The sequence below is a fragment of the Algoriphagus aurantiacus genome, from assembly GCF_035156405.1.
Taxonomy (GTDB): Bacteria; Bacteroidota; Bacteroidia; order Cytophagales; family Cyclobacteriaceae; genus Algoriphagus; species Algoriphagus aurantiacus.
The window spans coordinates 169,562-192,262 of record NZ_JAXRUT010000001.1 but is presented as its reverse complement, the minus strand read 5'-3'; the positions used below and the strand labels follow the sequence as shown (position 1 = coordinate 192,262).

Genomic DNA, 22,701 nt, shown 5'->3' with positions numbered 1-22,701 from the left:
CATTCAGCATTCTGAGGTTACATTATAACAAAACTATTCAATGGAATCAAAAAACACAGTTTCTTACTTTGCTTTTATACTTATCGCTTCAGCGGGATGCATATTACTTGGTTTTACACTTGGCAGAAATACAGGAGAAATCACACCTATTTCCATCGAGGGAGCTTCTGACATTTTTGGCTTGTCTTTTACGCCAGCAGAAACAGATAGCATGATAGGCTCCTTAGAAAATCAGCGAAGTAAATACGAGTCACTGCGGGAAATAAAGCTGGATAACTCTGTGGCGCCAGCATTGGTTTTCAATCCACTTCCAACAGGATTTCACCCTGATCAAAATCAGAAAGAGCTAGACTGGGGTTTGGCTACAGAAATTTCACTCCCTGAAAAGGACTCTGATATTGCCTACATGCCAGTAAACAAGCTTGCAGTTTTGATTAAATCAAAGAAACTATCCAGTGAGCGATTGACTGTAATCTACCTGGATCGCATAAAGACTTATTCTGATACGCTGCAATGCCTGATTACTTTGCTTGAGGATTCTGCTTTGGAAAAAGCAAAAGTAATGGATGCTGAGTTGGCTGCCGGAAAATACCGAGGCCCTCTTCACGGCATTCCATATGGTATCAAGGATCTTTTGGCGGTGCAGGGCACCAAAACTACTTGGGGAGCGATGCCATACAAGGATCAAGAGATCGATATGACTGCGACCGTGGTGAATAAGTTGAATGATGCCGGAGGCGTTTTGGTTGGAAAATTCACACTTGGGGCTTTGGCTATGGGAGATGTTTGGTATGGAGGAGTGACCAAAAACCCCTGGAATCTAGAGCAGGGATCAAGTGGTTCCTCAGCAGGTTCCGCATCAGCTGTAAGTGCTGGGTTAGTTCCTTTCGCTATTGGAACAGAAACGTTGGGTTCAATCGTATCTCCTTCCACTAGAAATGGCGTGACAGGCCTTAGACCAACTTTTGGTCGGGTAAGTAAGAATGGAGCAATGGCTCTGAGTTGGTCCATGGATAAAATCGGGCCAATATCCAGATCCGCTTTGGACGATGGAATCATTTTGTCGGTAATAAATGGAGAAGACACCATGGATGCCAGTACCATCAAATCAGCCTTTAATTTCTCCTCCAAAAATGATGTCAAAAAAATAAAAGTAGGCTACTTCAATGAATTTTTCGAAGGCGATAATCCCAGCATGCAAAATAATAAAGATGTGCTTGACTTACTGAGAAATCAGGGCTTTGAGCTTCATCCAGTGGAGTTGAAAACCTCAGTAAATCCCAGAGCTATTCAAATCATGCTATCTGTAGAAGCAGCCGCAGCATTTGATGAACTTACAAGATTAGGTTGGGATGATCAACTCGTCGCACAGCATAAAAATGCCTGGCCAAATGCTTTTCGCTCAGCGAGGTTTATACCTGCTGTGGAATATGTGCAGGCAGCCAGACAAAGAACTATACTGATCCAGGAAATGCATGAAATTATGAAGGATTATGATGTCATAATTACGCCGAGTTATGGAGGTGCCCAGCTACAGATTACCAATCTGACTGGCCATCCAGCCCTTTGTCTTCCAAATGGATTCAACGAGCAAGGCGGACCGACTTCGATCACCTTATTAGCAAATCTTTTTGAAGAGGAGAAATTGATAATGCTGGGAAATTTAATTCAATCAACTAGTGACTGGCAAGCGAAACGGCCTCCGATGTTTGACAAGTAACCAACAAAAAAAGACAAGGACTGAAGATCTTCTCCTGTCCTTGCCTTTATTTTTAATGTGAAAAGCCCTTAGCGTTTTGGCACTATCGTTCCTTTGATTTTCATATTATTTGAGTCCAGAAACCATATCTTCTGAGTGGTCTCGATGGAATAATGATCAATCAACTTAGTAGCATTGTCGATATATATATTCGCCAAGGTTGTAGAAGAGTAGAACAGGTTATCATCTGCTATTTTGATAGCAACGCTACTTACTTCCTCATTATCATAAGTGACTTTAATGAATTTCACTTTTGCTTCAGACTTAGGGTATAGCTCATGGGTCAGCGAATCATTGGAAGACTTAGTCTCATAGGATGTAAGCAAAGAAGATTTATTGATATCAGCTTCTTTGAATATACCAAATTCCTCCTCCCAGTCCTTAGTAGAATAGACTACATTGGTCTGTTTTTCTTCTCCTTGAATTTCGGATACTTTGATTACTTCCATGCTATCGATTTCTTGAATTTTCTCCTTGATAAATCCTTCAAGGTCAAAATAAGGCTCTTTTTCAAGTGCCTTTGTTGATTCATTTACACAAGAAATCAGCCCGAAAACAACTAGAAAGAAAATCCCTAAGGAAAGACTTTTGTGATGCTTCATTAAGTTAATAGAATATTTCCGGTCATATCATCTGGCTTCTCTACGCCCATCAGCTTAAGAATAGTTGGAGCCAAATCACCTAATTTCCCGTCTTTGATAGTAAGCTTGTTATTTTTATCTACCATTATGCACGGTACGAGATTGGTAGTATGGGCTGTATTTGGGGTGCCGTCTTCGTTGATCATCATGTCGCTATTACCATGATCGGCGATGACGATGATGGTATAATCATTTGCCAAAGCAGTAGTGACCACGCTTTCAGCACAAGCATCTACAGCTTCGCAAGCCTTCACTGCGGCATCGAAATCACCAGTATGACCGACCATGTCTGCATTTGCAAAGTTTAGGCAAATGAAATCAGCACTTTTCTTTTTTAGTTCTCCATTGATTTTGGAGGCAATCTCAAATGCACTCATCTCAGGTTTGAGATCATAAGTAGCCACCTTTGGAGAAGGACAAAGCAATCTGCTCTCTCCCATAAATTCTTCCTCTCTTCCTCCGGAAAAGAAGAACGTAACGTGTGGATATTTCTCAGTCTCAGCTATTCGAATCTGCTTTTTATTCGCTCTTTCCAGTACTTCCCCGAGAGTATTGTTTAGATTGTCTTTCTCGAACAGAACTTCAACTTCCTTAAATGTAGCATCATAATTAGTAAAGGTGATGTAATCTACATTCAACTTCTTCATGTTGAAATCTTCGTAATCGCGTTGTGTTAATGCTTGGGAGATTTCTCTGCCTCGGTCAGTTCTGAAATTGAAGCATATCACCAAGTCACCCTCCTGTATTGTTGCCAAAGGTTTATTATCAGCTCCAATACGGATGATTGGGCGTATAAATTCATCAGTTACGCCATTTTCATAGGATTTGCGCATAGCAGCTATGATGTCTTTGGACTTTTCTCCTTCGCCTTTCACTAAAGCATCGTAAGCTAGCTTCACGCGCTCCCAGCGATTGTCTCTATCCATTGCATAATATCTTCCGACAACCGAGGCAACCTGACCTACGGAATGAGTCAAATGCGCTTTAAGATCTTCTAAATAGCCAATCCCTCCTTTTGGATCTGTATCCCTTCCATCGGTGAAAGCATGGATAAATACATCCTGCATTCCATTGAATTTTGCTGCATCACAAAGACCTTTTAGATGCGTGATATGCGCATGAACTCCACCATCCGAAAGTAAACCCATAAAGTGGACTTTCTTTTTAGCAGCTTTAGCTTTCGCGAATGCTTTTACTAAAACCGGATGAGAATCCAGCTCTTTATTTTCAACGGCAAGATTGATTTTTACCAAATCCTGATAGACTACTCGACCGGCGCCAATGTTCATGTGGCCGACTTCGGAATTGCCCATCTGCCCAACTGGCAAACCTACTGCAAGACCAGAAGCTTCCAGCGTAGCATGTGGATATTTGGTGTAAAGGCTGTCGACAAAAGGGGTTTTTGCCTTGTCAATAGCAGAAACAGAAGGATTGGTGGCTATTCCCCAGCCATCCAAAATCATTAAAAGTACTTTCTTATCCATACCGCAAATATATTATATTTCAAGGCAAAGTAGTCCCGAAATCCCGATTAGACAAACCTTCGAGAGCATGCACTTGGTAAACTTAAAAATGCAGAACATGATTCTTTTTTTGGCTTAGTATTTGCCTAGCATGGGCAATGACCTCAGTATTAAGTTTAATCGTTTCAATATTCTTGTTTATTCAAACTCCTAAAAGGGAAATTGAGACCTTGAATTCCATTGAAACAGTTATTTCTGCCATTGATAGTGGTTCAAGCAGCGACTTAGCCAAATTTTTCGATTCCAGCATTTCCTTAAATGTTAACGGATTGCAGGGAGATTATTCTAAAAATCAGGCAGAACTTGTCCTAAAAGATTTTTTTAAGAAAAACCCTTCTATGGGATTCAGCTTGGTTTTTCGTAGTGAAAATAACCCAAGCTTGAGTTCTTATATAGGTGATTATCAGACAAGTCAGGGATTATTTAAAGTGTTTATCAAAGTTTTTCAGCAAGCCCAAGATTTCAAAATTTACAGTCTTGAATTTGTCAAAGGCTAAAGCATTTTCCTGATAGTTTTTTTCTACTAGGAACACAAAGAAAGCACAAAGTACGCGCTGTTTCTTATTGATTTTGAACTTTGAAACTTTTCCAACCGCAAGTCAGAAAATTGACACTAAAACCATCAGTTGCTAAAATAAAATTGGGCCTTAGCGCCTTTGCGGGAGTTCCTAATGTCTATTTTTGGGCATGAAACCATCCTATCTCAACGAAGAAGCCATCTCCACCTTTATTGCAGCAGCTTTTGCAGAAGATATCGGTCCTGGCGATTATTCTTCTCTTTCCTCGATTCCAGAAGGAAAAACCGGTCAGGCAAAACTGCTTATCAAAGACGATGGAATCATAGCGGGAGTAGAATTGGCAGAGAAGATTTTTAAGACTTTTGACCCAGATCTTGAAGTAGAATTACTCGTGAAAGATGGTGATGAAGTGAAGTATGGAGATATTGGGCTGATAGTAAAAGGTTTATCTGCATCCATTCTCTCTTCAGAAAGACTGGTGCTAAATTGTATGCAGCGAATGAGCGGTATTGCTACGTTGACGCATCGACTGACTGAGAAGATTCTTCATACCAAGGCTCGGCTGATGGATACAAGGAAGACAACACCAAATTTCCGATTGATGGAAAAGTGGGCTGTTCATATCGGAGGCGGAGTCAATCACCGCTTTGCACTGTATGATATGGTGATGCTGAAGGATAATCACGTGGATTTTGCCGGCGGCATACGTCAGGCAATTGAGCGTACTAAAGTTTATTTGGCAGCACATGACCTTCATCTCAAAATCGAGGTGGAAACAAGAACACTGGACGAGGTAGCTGAAGTAATAGAAGTTGGTGGGATAGATTTTATTATGCTCGACAATATGGATTATGCCACCATGCGAAGAGCTGTAGAGATGGTGGGGGACAACTATAAAACTGAAGCCTCTGGAGGAATTACGGAAGAAACCCTAGTGTCAGTAGCAGAATGCGGGGTTGATTTTATTTCCATGGGTGCACTTACCCATTCCGTGAAGAGTCTGGATATCAGTCTGAAAGCGTTTGATTAAGCTTTCTAGCAGGATTTTTGTCTTATAGTTGTTGATTTAGGCTGGTTTTGACTCTTGAAAGATCAGCTCAACTTAAACTAACCAACTATGAGAAAACCATTGTACATTCTTTTCATTTTTATTCTGGCGTCTTGCAGTTCCAGTTCCTTCCCCGGAAAAAATTGGTATGGCAGACACTTGACAGTAGTAGAGATGATGAGTACCCCGGTTCAAACGTCCGGATCACCAAATGATGCCCATTTAATATTCAACTCAGAAAATGGGCTAATCAATGGCAGTGGTGGATGTAATAGGATCTATGGGGATTTCTTGTTGGATAATAGAAAATCCTTGAGATTCTCCGACGTGGGAGCTACCCGTATGACCTGTCAAAACCAGACTTTTGAAACTAGATTTTTGGAATTGCTAGATCAAGTCCGGTTTTATGATACTGAAGGAGACCTGATGCTATTAAAGAACGGAAGAAAAGAAGTTATTCTTAAGCTTCAGTAGATTCACAACCACTGTTTCCTATGGAAATAATATAACATACCTAGAACTGCAATCCCCATACCTCCTACTACATAGAAATAGCCATATTTATAATGAAGTTCAGGCATATTGTCAAAGTTCATCCCATAAACTCCTGCAACAAAGCTCAAAGGAATAAAGATGGTGGAGATAATAGTCAACACCTTCATGATGTTATTCATGCGATTGGAAAGGCTGTTCATGTAAAGATCCAGTACACCAGATGACATATCGCGGAATACTTCCATAGTCTCAATGACCTGAATGGTGTTTTCGTAGAGATCGCGGATGAAAGGTCTGGTCTCAGCACTGATCTTATCGTCAGCATATTTATCAAATGAACCAATTACTTCACGAAGCGGATATACAGTTCTGCGTAGATCCATCATTTCCCGTCTTAGAAGGTAAAGTGCACTGAGCGTTTCATTACCTGGAGCCATCATTGCCTGAGATTCGAGATTCTCAATTCTTTCGCCGATATTTTCCATCACGATAAAATAATTGTCAATTACGGCGTCGAGAAGTGCATAGAGTAAATAGTCTGCTTTTCGCTGACGTATGGCTCGCTTTGGATCTGTTAGGCGACTTCTTACGAAATCAAATACATCTCCTTTCTTTTCTTGAAAAGTCAAAAGAATTCCATCTTTTAACACAAAGCTGATCTGCTCTTCATCTATAGGTGACTCAGGAGTGGGGCATTGGATCATCTTCATCGCCGCAAAAAGGTAGTCATCAAAAGCTTCCATTTTAGGACGCTGATCTACACTCAGAATATCCTCCAAGGTGAGTTTGTGGATACCGAAAAGCAAACCAATTTGCTCAAATAACTCTACATCATGCAATCCTATGACATCTATCCAGAGTACATTTTTTTTCAGTTTCAGGTGCTCTTCTAACTGATCTAGTTCAATAGATTCTTCGTAGAAATCAACTTCATCATAGGTGATCAGGTTAATTAAAACTTTCTCAAGCTTTTTGTCACCTGTAAAAACCAAAGCGCCAGGAGGCAGACCAATTTTATGTGTCTTAGTTTTTTTCTTCTTTTTGGATTTGAAAAGTTTCTGTACAGATTTAAGACTTGGAGTTTGTGGGCTCATATAGATCTCAGATGAGGTTATTTAGAGGTAAGAAAGTCGACATTTCTTTTTAGTCCAGCAAGTTTAGTGCGTTTTACTGCAGATTTCTTGAAAACCTTACGGAAAGTTTCCTCCGTAATTTCCTTCCAGTCGGATTTTGACAAATACTTAAGTTCCTCGTTCGGTGTGAATTGTGTTTCTTGGTGAGGTTTGGAAAAGCGGTTCCAGGGACATACATCCTGGCAGATATCACAGCCAAAAGCCCAGTTTTCCATTTTGCCTTTAAATTCGTCAGGGATGGCATCTTTCAGTTCAATGGTCAGGTAAGAAACACAGCGGGAACCGTCAATCACGCCATTATCTATAATGGCATCTGTGGGGCAGGCATCGATGCAGGCTGTGCAGGTACCACAGTAATCTTTGGTGAGTGGACTATCCGGAGCTACTTCTAGATCGATGATGAGTTCTGCGAGAAAAAAGAAACTGCCCATTTCCCTATTAAGTAGCAGGCTGTTCTTCCCCAGCCAACCCAAACCCGCTTTCTGTGCCCACTGACGCTCCATCACCGGGGCGGAATCCACAAATCCACGACCATCGATTTCACCGATTTCGTCTCTGAGGATTTCGAGAAATTGATTGAGTTTGTCGCGGATCACAAAATGATAATCCTCCCCGTAGGCGTATTTAGCAAGCTTTATATCCGATTTTCTTTCCGGCAGCTTTTCCTCAGGATAGTAATTGTAAACAAGAGATACCACGGTTTTGGCGCCTTCCACAAGTTTAGTAGGATCGAGGCGTTTGTCAAAGTGATTCGCCAGATAGCCCATTTGACCGTGGTAATTACGGTTAAGCCAGTCTTCCAGTCTGGGCGCTTCCTCCTCCAGAAAACCAGCTTTTGCTATTCCACAAAAGTCAAACCCCAGCCGCTTGGCGGTGGATTTGATAAGGATAGCGTTTTTCTCGGAGGGAGTCATGGGGTAAAGATACAATAGATATAATTTTACCCTGTCTGATTAAAGTAGGTTGGTAGGTTTCTAAAAGCAGATGATAATTTCGTTTTTTTATTAAAAGTAGATCTTGTCGTTAAATTTGGTGATTTAGATCTTTCCAATATGAGTTTAATATTTGGAGATCATTATCTTCAGTTATAGCAGACAATATTGGTCGTACTTGACATAGGTATTTTCTTTTATTTTTGAAGTAGTTACTTTCTGAATTTAATTTGGCAAACCTACCTTGAACTATTCTTGAGCCAATAGTAAGGTTTATAGGAACTTTGTTAGTATTTGTAAATTCAAAAGACAAACTTCCACAATAACCAGGTTGAACTAAGGTGGAAAGATTTAATCCTAGCCTTGAATAGGAACTCCTAGTGTTTAAAATCAAGCAAATATCCTTGGGAAGTTTAATGTATTCTAGACTAGTTGCAAGAACTGTTTGGTTGGGATGAAGTAAAATTGTTTCACCTGGCCTTCGTCTGGTTTTGTGGAAAAAATTTTTAAAAATTCTGGAGTTCTCACCATTATTCAAGGATGTATCAATAAATGCTTCTCTGCCTTGTATTGATACTAAAAAATCATATCCTAGTCTGAAATCAAAAGTCAGTTCCCCAAGTTGAGCGTCAACATCAAGTAATGGTCTAATTATTAGCTCATTTTTATCAATTAAGCCGCGAATTTCCTCAGATTGTAGGTACATATTTATTTATGCTTTTCCCAATTGGCCTTAATAATATAATTTCCTATAGACTTCTCAATCAGGTTATTAATAATTTCATAAACTTGAGTTGAAGTAAGAGAATAGTCCATATTATTAATTTTCTCAAATACTGACCAGTCGGAAAGCCATAAATTCCATCCATAAACAAATAGATAGTGTAATTCACTGGAAGAATCTATTTCAACTGGGATTAAATTTTCAAAATCATTTGTTGAAAATTTCTTGAATCTTATTTTTAATTCATTTTTTGAAGCCTTTGATACAACTTCCAAAATGAAATCAAGGAAAACATTTTTGTCTTTATTTAAAAAATCGTTGACTAATTCCACTCTGCTAACCGTTGATGGATGACTGTAATGCCAATCTTTACTTTCCTTAGTTAAATAATTTAAATAGGGGCCTAAAGTCCCCTCTACATATTGAGAAGCAAACAAATCGCAGAAATACTCGGAAAAATGATTGTATAATATCTGAGCACAATCGCTACTTTTATTATCCTCCAAAACAGGAAGAAATTTTTTAAGAATCTTTAAAAAATCCGGCTCCAGTAAACCTTCTTTTTCTTTGTAGATAATGATTTTTGTTAACAATTCTGAAATTCTATATCTCCTATCAATAAAGTGACCCAATTCATGATACAAAACGACATTTGCCAAATAATCGCCAGTCAAAGATTCTGGCAAGTTGATTTGGATTAATTTAGACTGAAATTTTATATCAAAATTCCTTTCGATTATCTCATAAAACTCATCCCTAAATGTAAGTGTAAAATCAAAACTAAAGTCACTTATTCCCTTCACTAGAGAAGTTACAATAATGAAATCTTCATTTTTATCTACCCAGTCCTTTAGAGCCACTTCTAGACATTTGATAATTTCGAAAGGTATCTGAGTTAAAGTGCTGCCGTTAAGAAAAGTAATGCTATAGAAGAAAAAGTCAATAACTAAGCTTCTTTCATAAGCCTCGCCAGCTGTTAATGTGGAAAAATCTTCTGAATCTAGTTTATTAAAAAGTTCGTTTAATTTGTTTTGATATCTATTTTTCTTTGAGTCAGAATAATGATTGTTTTTAGTTTTTTTCCAAGCTGACTCCAACTGGCTAAAATTAAGCTGTAAAAGTTTACTATTCATAAAACGAATCATGCCAATTCGTGAGAGGATTTCTCCAAAAGCTTTTTGATTTTCTGATAGTCCGAGTTTTCTATATTTGCTTTATTTATCGACTTAATTGATTCTTCTCCATACTCTTTCAGCCTAGTAATTACTAAAAAATTATCTTTACTAATATCAAAAATCGTTTTATCCCCTTTAACTAAATCAACTGCTTCTGTAATTATTGAGTCCAAATATTCTTTGTATTTGTTGTCTCCGTCCAGAATAAAATTAAGGAAAAGTATGATTGAGCTAACTTTATTGCTTTCCTGGTTGTGTGCGTACATCATAAATTCAGAGATTTAAATCAAATAAATATATTTTATTAACATTAACCAAGGGTTTTTCCACAAAGTTATCCACATTCTCAGCGATTTAATATATTTTGCTCAAAATTTAAAATTTTTTAACAGACTTCCGAAAGAGTTTCCCTAAGTAATTTTTTAGACTGTTTTAAAAATTAAATGCTGCCATTGATTGACTGTCAAGGTGTGCTAGTCATTTGCGTTATCTTTTTTGGCTTTTTGTTCTGTTTATTAAACTCCCATACCCATCTGTGTGTTATGAGCTTTGTCGGAGGTTTATCAATTAGGCATTCATTGAGTTTCAATAGTTTCCGACTTAATTTTGATTAAGTATGAGAGCAATTGGTAGATATAAAGCCAGTCTTGTGTCTTGAATCTTGCTACTAAAATCTAACAATGAAAGGATTTCGATTTACTCAGTTCGTACCCACTCAGGATCCTGAAAAGAATACGTTTGAGAATCTGCTGAATATATTTTTGCAGCTCGTCACCATGACTGGTGGGGATGTGGCGGAAGCTCTGAGTTGGCTGACCAACCTGGACAATCGCTATAATATGACCAATCCCAATTATGGAATAGGGGACTTTATAGAGGATTTGAAAACCAAAGGTTATCTGACCGAGGAAAATAAAAAAGGTGAATTCAAGATTACTGGAAAAGCTGAACAAACTATTCGAAAATCAGCTTTGGAAGAGATTTTCGGCAAACTCAAGCGGGGGAAGTCAGGACAGCATAAAACCACGCATTCCGGTCAAGGCGAAGAGCGCGGGACTGACCGTAGAGCCTATGAATTTGGGGATAATATGGATCAGATAGCATTGACGGATTCCCTGCGGAATGCGCAGGCCAACCATGGATTTTCGGGAGATTATCTGCTCACCGAAGATGATTTGGAAGTGGTGGAAAATGAATTTCGATCCCAAACTTCCACCGTTTTGATGATCGACATTTCCCATTCCATGATTCTCTATGGAGAGGATAGAATTACTCCTGCTAAGAAAGTAGCAATGGCTTTGGCAGAGCTTATCAAAACCCGCTATCCAAAGGATACGCTGGATATCATTGTCTTTGGAAATGATGCTTGGCAGATTGAGATTAAGGATTTGCCGTACTTGCAAGTTGGGCCATATCATACCAATACAGTTGCCGGATTAGAATTGGCGATGGATTTACTTCGAAGAAGAAAGAACCCAAACAAGCAGATTTTCATGATTACTGATGGTAAACCAACTTGTCTGAAAGTGGGGATCAAATATTACAAAAACGCTTTTGGGATTGATAGTAAAATCCTCAGCGAGACGCTGAAACTTGCTGCGCAATGCCGAAAATTGAAAATCCCGGTGACTACATTTATGATTGCTTCGGATCCGTATCTGAAGGAGTTTGTGAAGGAATTCACCAAAGTAAATAACGGGAATGCCTATTACAGTAGCCTGAAGGGGCTTGGCGACCTGATTTTTGAAGATTATAGACGAAATAGAACGAAACGCTTTTAAGCAATATGGACTACCAAAAACTGACACCAAAAGAACTCACGCAGATAAAAACCCTAGGTCAACTCAAAGCTGCCGGCTACCAGCCAAAATCCATCAAAGAAGAACTTCGTGACAACTTGATTTTAAAGATCAAGCGAAAAGAAAATGTATTTGAAGGAATTTGGGGATACGAGGACACGGTGATTCCAGACATTGAGCGGGCGATTCTTTCCAGACACAATATCAATTTGCTGGGCCTCAGAGGTCAGGCAAAAACGCGGATTGCCAGAATGATGACTCATCTTCTTGATGAATATGTTCCGGTAGTATTTGGTTCGGAATTGAATGATGATCCCTTGCAGCCTTTGACCTCTTTTGCGAAGGATTTGATTGAAGAAAAAGGTGATCATACACCAATCATTTGGTGGCACAGGGATGATCGCTACACTGAGAAGTTAGCTACGCCGGATGTATCAGTGGCCGATTTGATCGGGGATGTGGATCCGATCAAGGCGGCTACGATGAAGCTGAGTTATAATGATGAGCGGGTAATTCATTATGGATTGGTGCCAAGGTCGCATCGCTCCATTTTTGTGATCAATGAATTACCTGATTTACAGGCTAGAATTCAAGTTGCGCTATTCAATATTTTGCAAGAAGGAGACATTCAGATACGGGGATTCAAATTGAGATTGCCACTGGATATTCAGTTTGTCTTTACTGCAAACCCCGAAGATTATACTAACCGCGGTAGTATAGTTACCCCGCTTAAAGATCGAATTGAAAGCCAGATCATAACACACTATCCTAAATCCATTGGGATCGGCAGAAAAATTACTGCTCAGGAAGCCAAGCTGAAAGGAAGACCAGTAGACAATATTTATGTGCCGGAATTGATGAAGGACTTGATTGAGCAAATTGCAATCGAAGCCAGGGGATCCGAATATGTAGATGAGAAAAGTGGGGTTTCTGCTAGATTGACGATTTCGGCATATGAGAATTTGATCTCAGCGGCTGAGCGTCGAATGTATATGAATGGTGAAAGCGATACCATAGTCCGTATCGCTGATCTGATCGGAGTAATCCCTGCAATCACCGGAAAAGTGGAGTTGGTCTACGAAGGAGAGCAGGAAGGTGCAGGTCTGGTAGCTTACAATCTGATCGGTAAAGCCATTCGTACGCAGTTTGTAAACTATTTCCCGTCGCCCGAACAGAAGAAAAAAGAAAAGCAGGGAAACCCCTATGTGTTGCCTTTGGCTTGGTTTGGTGAGGGAAATGAGCTGGATATTCTAGCTTCTCAGGGAGACAAAGACTATAAATCTGCACTGCATTCCGTTCCGGGATTGGAAGACGTGGTGACGCAACTGGTGAAAAATCTCCCTGAAAATGAGAAGGAGTTTTTTATGGAATTTGCGCTTCATGGGTTGGCAGAATTCTCCCAACTCAGCAAAAAAGTACTGGATACAGGTTTACAGTTTAAGGATTTGTTTAGCTCCATGTTTGATATGAGGCCGAGTGATGAAGATGGTTTCGAGGAGGATGATTTGTAGGGTTGATCACCGCAGAGGCGCAGAGGGCGCAGAATTTAATTACCATAACTTTGCGCCTTTTGTGTTAGTGAAACTGGATCTTTTTACAATTTATTGGCAACTCTTTTTACTCCATCGATCAATTTGATGGAATTGAAGTTGATCAGTAATCCAAGTTTAATTTCCATGAGCTTTAAATATGTCAGCAATTGAGCTTTGTGAATAGCTGCCAATTCAGATACGGTCTTGACTTCTATAATAACTTTTTCCTCAACTAGAATGTTCAGTCTATAGCATACATCGAGCTTAATTCCTTTATACAAAACAGGAACAGGAACTTGAGTTTGAATAGTTAAGCCGATCTGAGACAATTCAAAAGCTAAGCATTTTTCGTAGCTGCTTTCCAATAAACCAGGACCAAGTTGTTTATGAACCTCAATTGCAGCACCTATAATTTTGGAAGAAATTTCATTTTCGATCATGATAAAAAATTATAAAACTTTTATAAATAAAGAGTTATGAAATTAAGATGTTTTGGAAAAATCTCTTAGCTCTCTTGCGTTCTCCGTTCCTCTGCGGTAAATCACTTCAAATGCACCAAAATCAACGCTATTAGCGCCGGTAATCCCTGAATCCAGAAGATTTTTTTACTTGCCGTCAAGGCTCCGAAAATGCCGGCGACAAGCACACAGCCCAAAAAGAAAATAGCAACATACGTGGACCAATGTTGATCTTCAATCAGTAGTGACCAGATCAATCCAGCAACCAAGAACCCATTGTATAAGCCTTGATTGGCAGCCAAACCTTTGGTTTTAGGAAATAATTCAGCGGGTAGTTGTTTGAAAGTTTTTCTGCCGATAGTTTCCCAAGCAAACATTTCGAAGTAGAGAAAATAAAGATGGAGAGCGGCAATCGTACCAATCAGAATATCAGCAAGTAGTTCCATAATGTCAAATTTTCTGAATAAGATAAGCATTAGTATTCAGTGTACAGTCTCAGTAGCCAGAACTTTGAATAAATCAGATTAGATCAAATCCCAATTAATCCGGTTGGTTTAATCTATTACTGGGACTGATCACTGCAAGCTGATCACTATCTTTGCTTTATGCCAGAAACCAATCTTCCTACCGACTTCGAGTCTCAGATGCTCGAATTACTCGGTATAGCCGAATTTGAGCAATTTAAAAAAGCAATCAACAACCCTTCCCGCACTTCCATAAGGTTAAATTCAGCGAAAACTTTTTCTATATCCTGGCCGAAATCTCCAATTCTATGGTCAAAAAGCGGATTTTTCTTGGATGAACGACCTTCTTTCACTCTTGATCCTGCCATTCATGCAGGTGCATACTATGTGCAGGAAGCCTCATCTATTTTTATAGAGCATATCCTGAATACTCTTGAAATACCAAAGGGAGTTTACCTTGATTTGGCGGCTGCCCCTGGTGGAAAATCTACCTTGCTCTCTGGATATTTGGGAGATGAAGGCATGCTGGTTGCCAATGAAGTTATACAGCCGAGAGCCCAGATTCTAAAGGAAAACATCATCAAATGGGGACTTGGGAACACCGTGGTGACCAACAACGATCCAGAGCATTTTGAACCGTTGGAAGGATTTTTTGATCTGGTTTTGGTGGACGCTCCATGTTCTGGAGAAGGGATGTTTCGTAAGGATCCTCAGGCAAGGGAAGAATGGTCTATTGACAATGTACAACTTTGCTCCGCCCGGCAGAAGCGTATTATGGATAAGGCTGGTGCATTGGTGAAAGCAGATGGTTTTTTGGTGTACAGCACTTGTACTTTCAATGAACAGGAAAATGAGGATATGATCAGGTTTTTAACTGAAGAGTTTTCCTACGAGCCTGTTCGAATTCCGCTAGATGCGAGTTGGAATATCAAGGAAACTGAGGTAGAAGCTGAAGGGAAAACTTATTATGGATATCGCTTTTTTCCTCATTTGGTGGAAGGAGAAGGGTTTTTTATCACGGCTTTGAAGAGATCATCAGAAGCATACATCCAAGAGCCGAAGCGGGTGAAAGACTTCAAGCACCCTTACTTGAAGGAAGTCTGGAATAGAGAATCCTCCGATCTGGATGAAGAATTAGGATTTGATGGCAGTGGGAAATACTATACGCTGAATGATTCTTATTTCAGGATTTCAAAAGACTGGAACTTGCATTTTCAGAAGGTTTCGCAGCATTTGAGTTTGAAATATTTTGGCGTGGAGCTGGGTAAAAAGCAGAAAAATGACTGGATTCCAACTCATGAATGGGCCGTCTCAGTTTTACCTAAAAACAATTTTCCGACACATGAACTTTCGGAAAGAGAAGCAATTGAATTTCTTAGAAAAAATGACTTCGAAGTTGGTGATCTGCCGATCGGCTGGGTGTTGATAACTTACAAAAATTTACCACTCGGTTGGATCAAAAACCTCGGCAACCGTGTGAATAACTATTATCCAAAGGAATGGAGAATTAGGATGTGATTTTAGTGAGTAGCTAGTAGCTAGTATTTGGTATCAAGTATCAAGACTTTTTCAGAACATCAGATGAAACTTAGTTTCTGGGATAAGATCACCTCAGGCATCTATCACCGATCATCTGACTACCTATAATGTGCTAGCCATATTGTTGGAGAATCATCAAACAAAAATTTCATTCAATAAAATTCACTACTTTCACCACTGAAATAGTTCTTAACTTTATTTCTTAATCAACCGGAAGGGGTTTTACTTAGCTGTAGATTAATAGGGAATCGTGTGAAAATCACGAACTGTCGCGCAACTGTAAGTAGCACACCAAAGACGATCATCCTCGCATGTCCACTGTAGCCAACACAAAGGAGACGGGAAGGACGATGAAAGTCGCTACGAGTCAGGAGACCTGCCTATTCCGTTTTGACGATGCTTCCGCGAAATGAGGCCTTTTAGTCAAGTTTGATACGTTTTCTTATAGTACTGTTTTCTGTGTCATGCGGCTCAGACTTAACCTGCTATGCGCGTATTTCACTTTTCCGATTGCCCAATTCTCCTGCATGGTGAAATCTAGCCAAAGAGCTTTTAACTAATTATTCATCATTAACAGTTAAAAGAGATGCAAACGCATAATCTTGGCTATCCGCGAATTGGTAGCCACCGAGAACTCAAAAAAGCCTGTGAACAGTATTGGTCAGGCAAAATCGCGCTTTCTGACCTGCTCTCTGCAGGAGAAAGTATCCGCAAGGACAATTGGATTCTTCAAAAGAATTCAGGAATTGATTTGATTCCTTCCAATGATTTTTCCTTCTATGACCAAGTCTTGGATATGTCCCTCATGGTCGGCGCCATTCCGGAGCGCTATCATGAGGTGATTTTGCAAAAAGGTGGAAATGAACTGGACTTGTATTTTGCGATGGCTCGTGGTTATCAGCAAAATGGTTTGGACATCACTGCCATGGAAATGACCAAATGGTTTGATACCAATTACCATTACATTGTTCCTGAGTTTACCAAAAATCAGGAGTTTAAACTCTTCTCCACCAAAGTCATCAAGGAATTTTCCGAGGCAAAACAACTTGGAATTTTGACCAAGCCTATTCTGATAGGACCGGTTTCTTATCTGCTTTTGGGTAAAGAAAAAGAGGAAGGTTTTGAGCGGATTGATCTGATCAAAAACCTGCTTCCTGTTTACTTGGAAATATTGAAAAAGCTTGATGCACTTCATGTAGAATATGTGCAGTTTGACGAGCCATTTTTGGCAATGGATCTTACAGAAAAGGAGAAAAAAGCATTTTCTTATGTCTATGAGGAGATAAAAAAAGCTTATCCTTCTCTCAAAATTATCCTTGCCAATTATTTCGACTGCTTCGGAGAAAATCTCGAAATAGCACTTTCACTTCCTGTTCATACCCTACACTTGGATTTGGTACGTTGCCCGTCACAACTGGATGATATTTTGGATTCGGGGAAATTGAAAGCCAATGTCAACTTGTCTTTGGGAGTAGTAGACGGTAGAAATATATGGAAGAATGACTTTCAAAAATCCTTTTCGCTGATCGATAAAGTTGTTCACAGAATCGGTGCAGGCCGTGTTTGGATAGCGCCTTCTTGTTCGTTGATCCATTCTCCATGTGATTTGGATTTGGAGACAAATGAAACAACTCTTCCGGATGAAGTAAAGCAATGGTTGGCTTTTGCAAAGCAGAAAATCGCAGAGGTAGTGACCTTGAAAAAGTTGGTAGAAAACGATAAAGATTTAGAGGTTTTGGAGAGTTTTTCACTAAATGTGGTAGCAATCGCCAGCAGAAAATCCTCAACTCTGATCCACAATACAGAAGTGAAAGATCGGGTGAATTTGATCTCTGAAGCTGATGATCAGCGCAAAAGTGGGTTTTCTATTCGCCAAGCCAAGCAAAAAGCAGCATTAAATCTCCCACTTTTTCCCACTACTACGATTGGCTCTTTTCCGCAGACTAAAGAAGTACGGTCTTGGAGAGCGAGATTTAAGAATGGCGACTTGACCAAAGAAGCCTACGAAAAATTGCTTGAAGAAGAGACCAAGGAGTCAATCATCTGGCAGGAGGAGATAGGCATGGACGTGCTCGTTCACGGGGAGTTTGAGCGTAATGATATGGTCGAGTATTTTGGCGAGCAATTGGCTGGGTTTGCTTTTACCAAGTTTGGCTGGGTGCAGAGCTATGGCAGTAGATGCGTGAAGCCACCGATTATTTATGGAGACGTGTACAGACCTGAGCCGATGACGGTGCGTTGGTCAGCTTTTGCGCAGTCACTTACCGACAAGCCTGTAAAAGGAATGCTCACAGGGCCGGTGACGATTTTGCAATGGAGCTTTGTGCGTAATGATCAGCCTAGGTCTCAAACATGTACACAGATTGCTTTGGCTATCCGTGACGAAGTAGTGGATTTAGAGAAGGCTGGAATAGGTGTAATCCAGATCGATGAGCCTGCCATCAGAGAAGGGCTTCCACTTCGCAAAGCTGACTGGCAGACATATTTGGAATGGGCGGTTCGTGCATTTAGGATTTCCGCCAGCGGTGTGAAAGACGAAACGCAGATACACACACACATGTGCTATTCAGAGTTCAATGACATCATTCAGAACATTGCTGACATGGATGCGGATGTGATTACAATAGAATGCTCCAGATCCCAGATGGAGTTGTTGGATGCTTTTGCAGAGTTTAACTATCCAAATGAAATCGGCCCGGGAGTATATGATATTCACTCACCAAGGGTGCCGTCTAAAGCCGAAATGATTGCATTAATGGAGAAAGCAAAAGCGGTAATCCCGGCAGCAAATCTATGGGTAAACCCGGATTGTGGCTTGAAAACCCGCCACTGGGAAGAAACCAGAAAAGCGCTGATCGAAATGGTGGCTGCTGCGAAGAAACTGCGCGAAGCGGTGACTGAGCCAGTGAGCTAAGAATAAGTTGCCTGGCGGATTAAGATTCCGTTGGGCGTTTTTTCCCTAAGCTATGACCGCTGTGAACACGGAGGATTTTGCAGAGAACGCTGGTTAACAATTCGTCTTCGGTTATCGGTCTTCCTACTTATGAATCAAATCTCCTCAATAACAGACTCTCCTTTTGAACGATCACCCGAAGTCCATTCCCAAGTTTCATGGAGGCGAATTTTCCCGTTTTCCAAGATTTCAGGCTTAGATAGGCAAATTCCCGTCATCAATTCCCCTTTGTTATTCACTTGATGATAGCGCATGTTGATGTTTCCGGACTCGTCCACCAAACCGATTAGATGCCCTTTTAGGATTTTTCCGCCTTCATATTCCGCAGTCAGAATTTTCGTATCCTGTTGATAGCGAAAAATAGTCTCTACAGAAGTTTCTCCATTTTCGGTGTTCTGAACGGCGCGGAAAGAACGGTTATTATAATTGATCAGCGTCGATTCATCTGGTTTTTTCATGAGTTGAAGTTATTCTTTTGACTAAAATTAAGTCCTTTCGTGGAAAATTATGGCTTTTCAATTAATCCTTCCCAGTATCTTGTAACATCAAATTCCAAATTCCCTATGAGAATTCTTCTTTTAAGTTTTTGTCTAATCTTTTGTCTTAGTGCCCAAGCCCAAATGTTTCCTCATGGAGAGAAATTCACAAGACAGGACACTCTTCGTGGAACAATTACTCCCGAGCGGGCTTGGTGGGACTTGCAGTATTATCATTTGGAAGTAAAAGTAGATCCTGGAACCAAGTCGCTTTCGGGTAAAAACACCGTCCGATACAAAGTATTGGAGCCGCTGAAACGTATGCAAATCGATTTACAAGCGCCAATGCAGCTGACGAAAGCTGAGCAGAATGGAGATGAACTGGATATAGCACACGATGGGAATGCACATTTTATCACATTAAAAGCAGCGCAAAATGTGGGAGAAGAAAAAGAAGTGGTTTTGACTTTTTCTGGTACACCAGTTGAAGCGATTCGTCCACCTTGGGATGGTGGATTGACTTGGAAAAAGGATAGTAATGGCTTGCCTTTCATTGCAAATTCCAATCAGGGAATCGGCGCGAGTATCTGGTGGCCAAATAAGGATCATGGCTATGATGAGCCTGATCAAGGCGTATTGATCAGCGTTACTGTCCCTGAAAACCTAATGGATGTCTCCAATGGACGATTGATCGGAACAGATCATGATAAAGTTGCCAAGACCAAAACCTATCATTGGGAAGTGAAAAATCCGATCAACAATTACGGGATCAATATTAACGTAGGTGATTATGTTTACTTCGGTGAAAAATACGCTGGAGAGAAGGGAGAATTGGATATGGATTATTATGTGCTTCGGGAGAATTTGAATAAAGCCAAAAAGCAATTTAAAGATGCAAAGAGAATGATGGAAGCCTTTGAGCATTGGTTTGGCCCATATCCATTCTATGAGGATAGCTACAAACTGGTCGAAGCACCTTACTTGGGCATGGAGCACCAGAGCTCAGTGACTTATGGTAATGAATATGAAAATGGATATTTGGGCCGTGATCTGAGCGGCACGGGTTGGGGATTGAAATTTGATTTTATCATCATCCACGAGTCGGGTCATGAGTGGTTTGCCAATAATATCACCTACCGTGATGTTGCAGATATGTGGATTCACGAGAGTTTCACAGCCTATTCAGAGAATCTTTTTCTAGATTATTTCTATGGAAAGGAAGCCAGCAAAGAATATGTACTGGGAACCAGAATGGCGATCAACAATGACAGTCCAATCATTGGCACTTATAATGTGAACGCTGAAGGTTCTGGCGATATGTACTACAAAGGCGCAAATATGCTTCACACCATTCGTCAGATTGTAAATGACGACGAGAAATGGAGATCAATTTTGAGGGGATTGAACTCTGAGTTTTATCATAAAACTGTTTCCACACGACAAGTCGAAAATTATATTAGCCAGAAAGCGGGAATCGATTTGAAGTCGGTTTTTGATCAATACCTGAGAGATATTCGTATTCCGATTTTCAGTTATAATCTCATAGAAGGAGAGTTGATTTATCGATGGGAAAATGTCGTCGATGGTTTCAAAATGCCAGTAAAAATCTACGCGAATGGAAAGGAAATGAATTTAACCCCAACCCAGCAATGGCAACCGGTAGATCTTTCGGAGAAAGATGCAAAAATCAGTGTGGATGAAAACTATTATGTAGGAACGATGAATATCTCTGGGAATTAATAAAATGAGGTGAATGCGAAGATTTGCATTCACCTCATTTTTTGAAAGAAAGCGATTCTTTCAACAATATCTAATCTATGATCTTATATATTTTCCCTTCTGTTTTGCTCATTATATAGACATTTCCATCCGCATCTTGGCCAAATTTAAGATCGACTCTTTGTCCTCCGCAAAGCTCAAGCAGGCTTATTTCCTTGCCTTCAAAAATCACTCCCCAACTCTTTACTCCAGAATTTTCTAAATCATCTAAGTCCGCGAAAAACAGTCTGCCTGAAAGTATATCCCCAAAGACAAATTTCTCTTTAAGTGGACCATAAGGCATTATATAGCCTGCAAATATTGCCGCAAGCTCATCATGATCTAGCTGAATGATTGGATAAGTCACCCCAAAGTTTTCATCATTTTCCTGCAACGCAAAGATTTCATTGAACTTGCCATAAGGATTGATGATAAATCGTCCTTCTCTGATCGGCCATCCGTAGAACTTACCCTTCTCTATCTTATTAAGTTCTTCTATGCTATGTTGCCCGATATCAGTAGCAAACATGTTTCCATCATTATCCCAAAAAATCCGGTTGGGATTGCGAAAACCATAAGCATAAACTTCACCTGCTTTGCCAGGCACCCCAGCATATGGGTTCGTAGGTGGTATTCCATAGTTGCCATTAGGACTATCATTTCCTAAAGGATCGATGCGCAGAATACTGCTGTAAACCCGAGTAGCTTTATTGTCTGATACATAAGCAAATCTTTGCTCCGTCAATCCACCATCTCCAAAACCTATAAATAGCAAACCATAATCCTCATCTCCAGGAATGGCATTGGGATTAAAAGTTAGCTCTTGCATTCCATGAGCCTGGGATGGAATATCTATTCTAACTAATTCTCTGGAAGATCCATTAAAAGTAGGGGCAGATGGATCTTCAGCTTTCCACTCAGTGACTATCCACTGCATAAATACCCTAATACTATCTGAATAACCATAGTCAGATTGCTGAGTGCCGCCTGGTTCTGTATGAGCAGTATAAAATAACCCGTTGTCACTGAATTCCGGGTGAAAAGTAAAGCTGGCCATACCTGTAGCCCAACCTGGGCTACTAACTAAAGCAGGTTTCAATTTATTAATGGGTAGATATAAGTTTGGCTTCTTATCTACGAGCTCATATAGCCCTACCCGCTGATCATTTACAAAAAGACGCTTTGATCCTGGAGCAGCTTGCATTTTGGTCATTTTTGCCAGAGGATGAGCTGTATCAGAAGCTGGTAACTGGCTGAATAATTCCAGTTCAATTCGAATTCCGGAGTCGGGAACAGTGTCAGGAATAGGATCTTTTAGTCCTAACTGCGGTAATGTGTCCGGTAGATGTTCGTAGGTGTGTAGATAGGCTAACAAAGCATCCAATTCCTTTTCTTCCAATCCTGGAAATGGAGGCATGTAAGATCTATACTTTTCAAAAAGTTTTATAGCCCTTGGATCTTTTGCTTCAATTATAGACGATGCGTCTTTAATAAATTTCTTAATCCATGAAGACTCTACAGAATGGGTAATGCCACTTAAATTGGGTCCGATTCCGTTTTGATCAAAACTGTGACAGGTGCTACAATTGTTCTCAAAAAGCACTTTTCCTGTCTGAATTTGTTCTTTTTCAGTGCTGATATTACTTCCAAATTCATTTTTCTGCGAGCAGGAAAAAAGGGTAAGGGTGGCAATAAAAATAAGAAATACCGATTTGTTCATTGGTGCTAAGTTGTGGGTTTTACTTAATTACACCAAACAATATATTATAATTCG

Annotated in this window: 20 protein-coding genes and 1 riboswitch; of the genes, 9 read left to right on the top strand and 11 right to left on the bottom strand. The window is 40.0% G+C overall.

The window, feature by feature from the left end:
* Positions 1 to 40: 40 nt before the first annotated feature.
* Positions 41 to 1,720: an amidase gene (locus tag SYJ56_RS00810; RefSeq protein WP_323831518.1), complete on the top strand. Its 1,680-nt coding sequence runs from the start codon at positions 41 to 43 to the stop codon at positions 1,718 to 1,720.
* Positions 1,721 to 1,788: 68 nt separating this feature from the next.
* Here SYJ56_RS00810 and SYJ56_RS00805 read toward each other — a convergent pair whose 3' ends face one another.
* Both SYJ56_RS00805 and gpmI read right to left on the bottom strand, forming a co-directional pair.
* Complete coding sequence (locus SYJ56_RS00805) at positions 1,789 to 2,361, bottom strand: hypothetical protein (protein ID WP_323831517.1); 573 nt, start codon at positions 2,359 to 2,361, stop codon at positions 1,789 to 1,791.
* Positions 2,361 to 3,884, bottom strand: a complete 1,524-nt coding sequence (gpmI, locus tag SYJ56_RS00800; protein ID WP_323831516.1) for a 2,3-bisphosphoglycerate-independent phosphoglycerate mutase — start codon at positions 3,882 to 3,884, stop codon at positions 2,361 to 2,363. Before gpmI ends, SYJ56_RS00805 begins: the two co-directional genes overlap by 1 nt.
* Before the next feature lie 137 nt (positions 3,885 to 4,021).
* Between gpmI and SYJ56_RS00795 the strand changes: the two genes are divergently transcribed.
* The 3 genes from SYJ56_RS00795 to SYJ56_RS00785 all read left to right on the top strand — a co-directional run bounded on the left by SYJ56_RS00795 (position 4,022) and on the right by SYJ56_RS00785 (position 5,963).
* The gene (locus SYJ56_RS00795) at positions 4,022 to 4,420 is read left to right on the top strand and encodes a DUF4783 domain-containing protein (RefSeq protein ID WP_323831514.1); all 399 of its coding nucleotides are present in this window, start codon (positions 4,022 to 4,024) and stop codon (positions 4,418 to 4,420) included.
* 190 nt (positions 4,421 to 4,610) lie between these two features.
* Complete coding sequence (nadC, locus tag SYJ56_RS00790) at positions 4,611 to 5,471, top strand: carboxylating nicotinate-nucleotide diphosphorylase (RefSeq protein WP_323831513.1); 861 nt, start codon at positions 4,611 to 4,613, stop codon at positions 5,469 to 5,471.
* 87 nt (positions 5,472 to 5,558) lie between these two features.
* Positions 5,559 to 5,963: an META domain-containing protein gene (locus SYJ56_RS00785; RefSeq protein WP_323831512.1), complete on the top strand. Its 405-nt coding sequence runs from the start codon at positions 5,559 to 5,561 to the stop codon at positions 5,961 to 5,963.
* Positions 5,964 to 5,965: 2 nt separating this feature from the next.
* Here SYJ56_RS00785 and corA read toward each other — a convergent pair whose 3' ends face one another.
* The 5 genes from corA to SYJ56_RS00760 all read right to left on the bottom strand — a co-directional run bounded on the left by corA (position 5,966) and on the right by SYJ56_RS00760 (position 10,217).
* Positions 5,966 to 7,078, bottom strand: a complete 1,113-nt coding sequence (corA, locus tag SYJ56_RS00780) for a magnesium/cobalt transporter CorA (protein WP_323831511.1) — start codon at positions 7,076 to 7,078, stop codon at positions 5,966 to 5,968.
* Between the two features lie 17 nt (positions 7,079 to 7,095).
* Entirely contained in the window at positions 7,096 to 8,031 is a 936-nt protein-coding gene (queG, locus tag SYJ56_RS00775; RefSeq protein ID WP_323831510.1) for a tRNA epoxyqueuosine(34) reductase QueG, read from the bottom strand.
* A 109-nt stretch (positions 8,032 to 8,140) separates the two neighbouring features.
* The gene (gene dcd / locus SYJ56_RS00770) at positions 8,141 to 8,755 is read right to left on the bottom strand and encodes a dCTP deaminase (protein WP_323831509.1); all 615 of its coding nucleotides are present in this window, start codon (positions 8,753 to 8,755) and stop codon (positions 8,141 to 8,143) included.
* Positions 8,756 to 8,757: 2 nt separating this feature from the next.
* Positions 8,758 to 9,906 (bottom strand): hypothetical protein, encoded by a 1,149-nt coding sequence (locus SYJ56_RS00765; protein ID WP_323831508.1) that lies wholly within the window; start codon positions 9,904 to 9,906, stop codon positions 8,758 to 8,760.
* Between the two features lie 8 nt (positions 9,907 to 9,914).
* On the bottom strand, positions 9,915 to 10,217 hold the full coding sequence (locus SYJ56_RS00760) for a hypothetical protein (RefSeq protein WP_323831507.1): 303 nt from the start codon (positions 10,215 to 10,217) through the stop codon (positions 9,915 to 9,917).
* Between the two features lie 411 nt (positions 10,218 to 10,628).
* Here SYJ56_RS00760 and SYJ56_RS00755 point away from each other — a divergent pair, with 411 nt between their 5' ends.
* Positions 10,629 to 11,729, top strand: a complete 1,101-nt coding sequence (locus SYJ56_RS00755; RefSeq protein ID WP_323831506.1) for a vWA domain-containing protein — start codon at positions 10,629 to 10,631, stop codon at positions 11,727 to 11,729.
* Between the two features lie 5 nt (positions 11,730 to 11,734).
* Positions 11,735 to 13,258, top strand: coding sequence for a P-loop NTPase family protein (locus SYJ56_RS00750; protein ID WP_323831505.1), 1,524 nt, complete (start codon positions 11,735 to 11,737; stop codon positions 13,256 to 13,258).
* A gap of 83 nt (positions 13,259 to 13,341) precedes the next feature.
* On the opposite strand, the gene SYJ56_RS00745 is transcribed toward SYJ56_RS00750, so the two are convergent.
* Both SYJ56_RS00745 and SYJ56_RS00740 read right to left on the bottom strand, forming a co-directional pair.
* A complete protein-coding gene (locus SYJ56_RS00745; RefSeq protein ID WP_323831504.1) occupies positions 13,342 to 13,719 on the bottom strand; it encodes a GxxExxY protein in 378 nt (125 codons plus the stop codon).
* 101 nt (positions 13,720 to 13,820) lie between these two features.
* Positions 13,821 to 14,183: a DUF1304 domain-containing protein gene (locus SYJ56_RS00740; RefSeq protein ID WP_323831503.1), complete on the bottom strand. Its 363-nt coding sequence runs from the start codon at positions 14,181 to 14,183 to the stop codon at positions 13,821 to 13,823.
* A 159-nt stretch (positions 14,184 to 14,342) separates the two neighbouring features.
* On the opposite strand from SYJ56_RS00740, the gene SYJ56_RS00735 reads away from it, so the two are divergent.
* Positions 14,343 to 15,719 carry a methyltransferase RsmF C-terminal domain-like protein gene (locus SYJ56_RS00735; RefSeq protein ID WP_323831502.1) on the top strand — a complete coding sequence of 459 codons (1,377 nt, stop codon included), beginning with the start codon at positions 14,343 to 14,345 and terminating at the stop codon, positions 15,717 to 15,719.
* A gap of 221 nt (positions 15,720 to 15,940) precedes the next feature.
* Positions 15,941 to 16,138, top strand: a riboswitch (cobalamin riboswitch).
* A 188-nt stretch (positions 16,139 to 16,326) separates the two neighbouring features.
* Positions 16,327 to 18,654 (top strand): 5-methyltetrahydropteroyltriglutamate--homocysteine S-methyltransferase, encoded by a 2,328-nt coding sequence (metE, locus tag SYJ56_RS00730; protein ID WP_323831500.1) that lies wholly within the window; start codon positions 16,327 to 16,329, stop codon positions 18,652 to 18,654.
* 134 nt (positions 18,655 to 18,788) lie between these two features.
* Here metE and SYJ56_RS00725 read toward each other — a convergent pair whose 3' ends face one another.
* Positions 18,789 to 19,151, bottom strand: coding sequence for an avidin-fold protein (locus SYJ56_RS00725; protein ID WP_323831498.1), 363 nt, complete (start codon positions 19,149 to 19,151; stop codon positions 18,789 to 18,791).
* 105 nt (positions 19,152 to 19,256) lie between these two features.
* Here SYJ56_RS00725 and SYJ56_RS00720 point away from each other — a divergent pair, with 105 nt between their 5' ends.
* Positions 19,257 to 20,909 carry a M1 family metallopeptidase gene (locus tag SYJ56_RS00720; RefSeq protein ID WP_323831497.1) on the top strand — a complete coding sequence of 551 codons (1,653 nt, stop codon included), beginning with the start codon at positions 19,257 to 19,259 and terminating at the stop codon, positions 20,907 to 20,909.
* 70 nt (positions 20,910 to 20,979) lie between these two features.
* Here the strand turns inward: SYJ56_RS00720 and SYJ56_RS00715 are convergent, their stop codons facing one another.
* On the bottom strand, positions 20,980 to 22,647 hold the full coding sequence (locus SYJ56_RS00715; RefSeq protein ID WP_323831495.1) for a PQQ-dependent sugar dehydrogenase: 1,668 nt from the start codon (positions 22,645 to 22,647) through the stop codon (positions 20,980 to 20,982).
* Between the last annotated feature and the right edge of the window lie 54 nt (positions 22,648 to 22,701).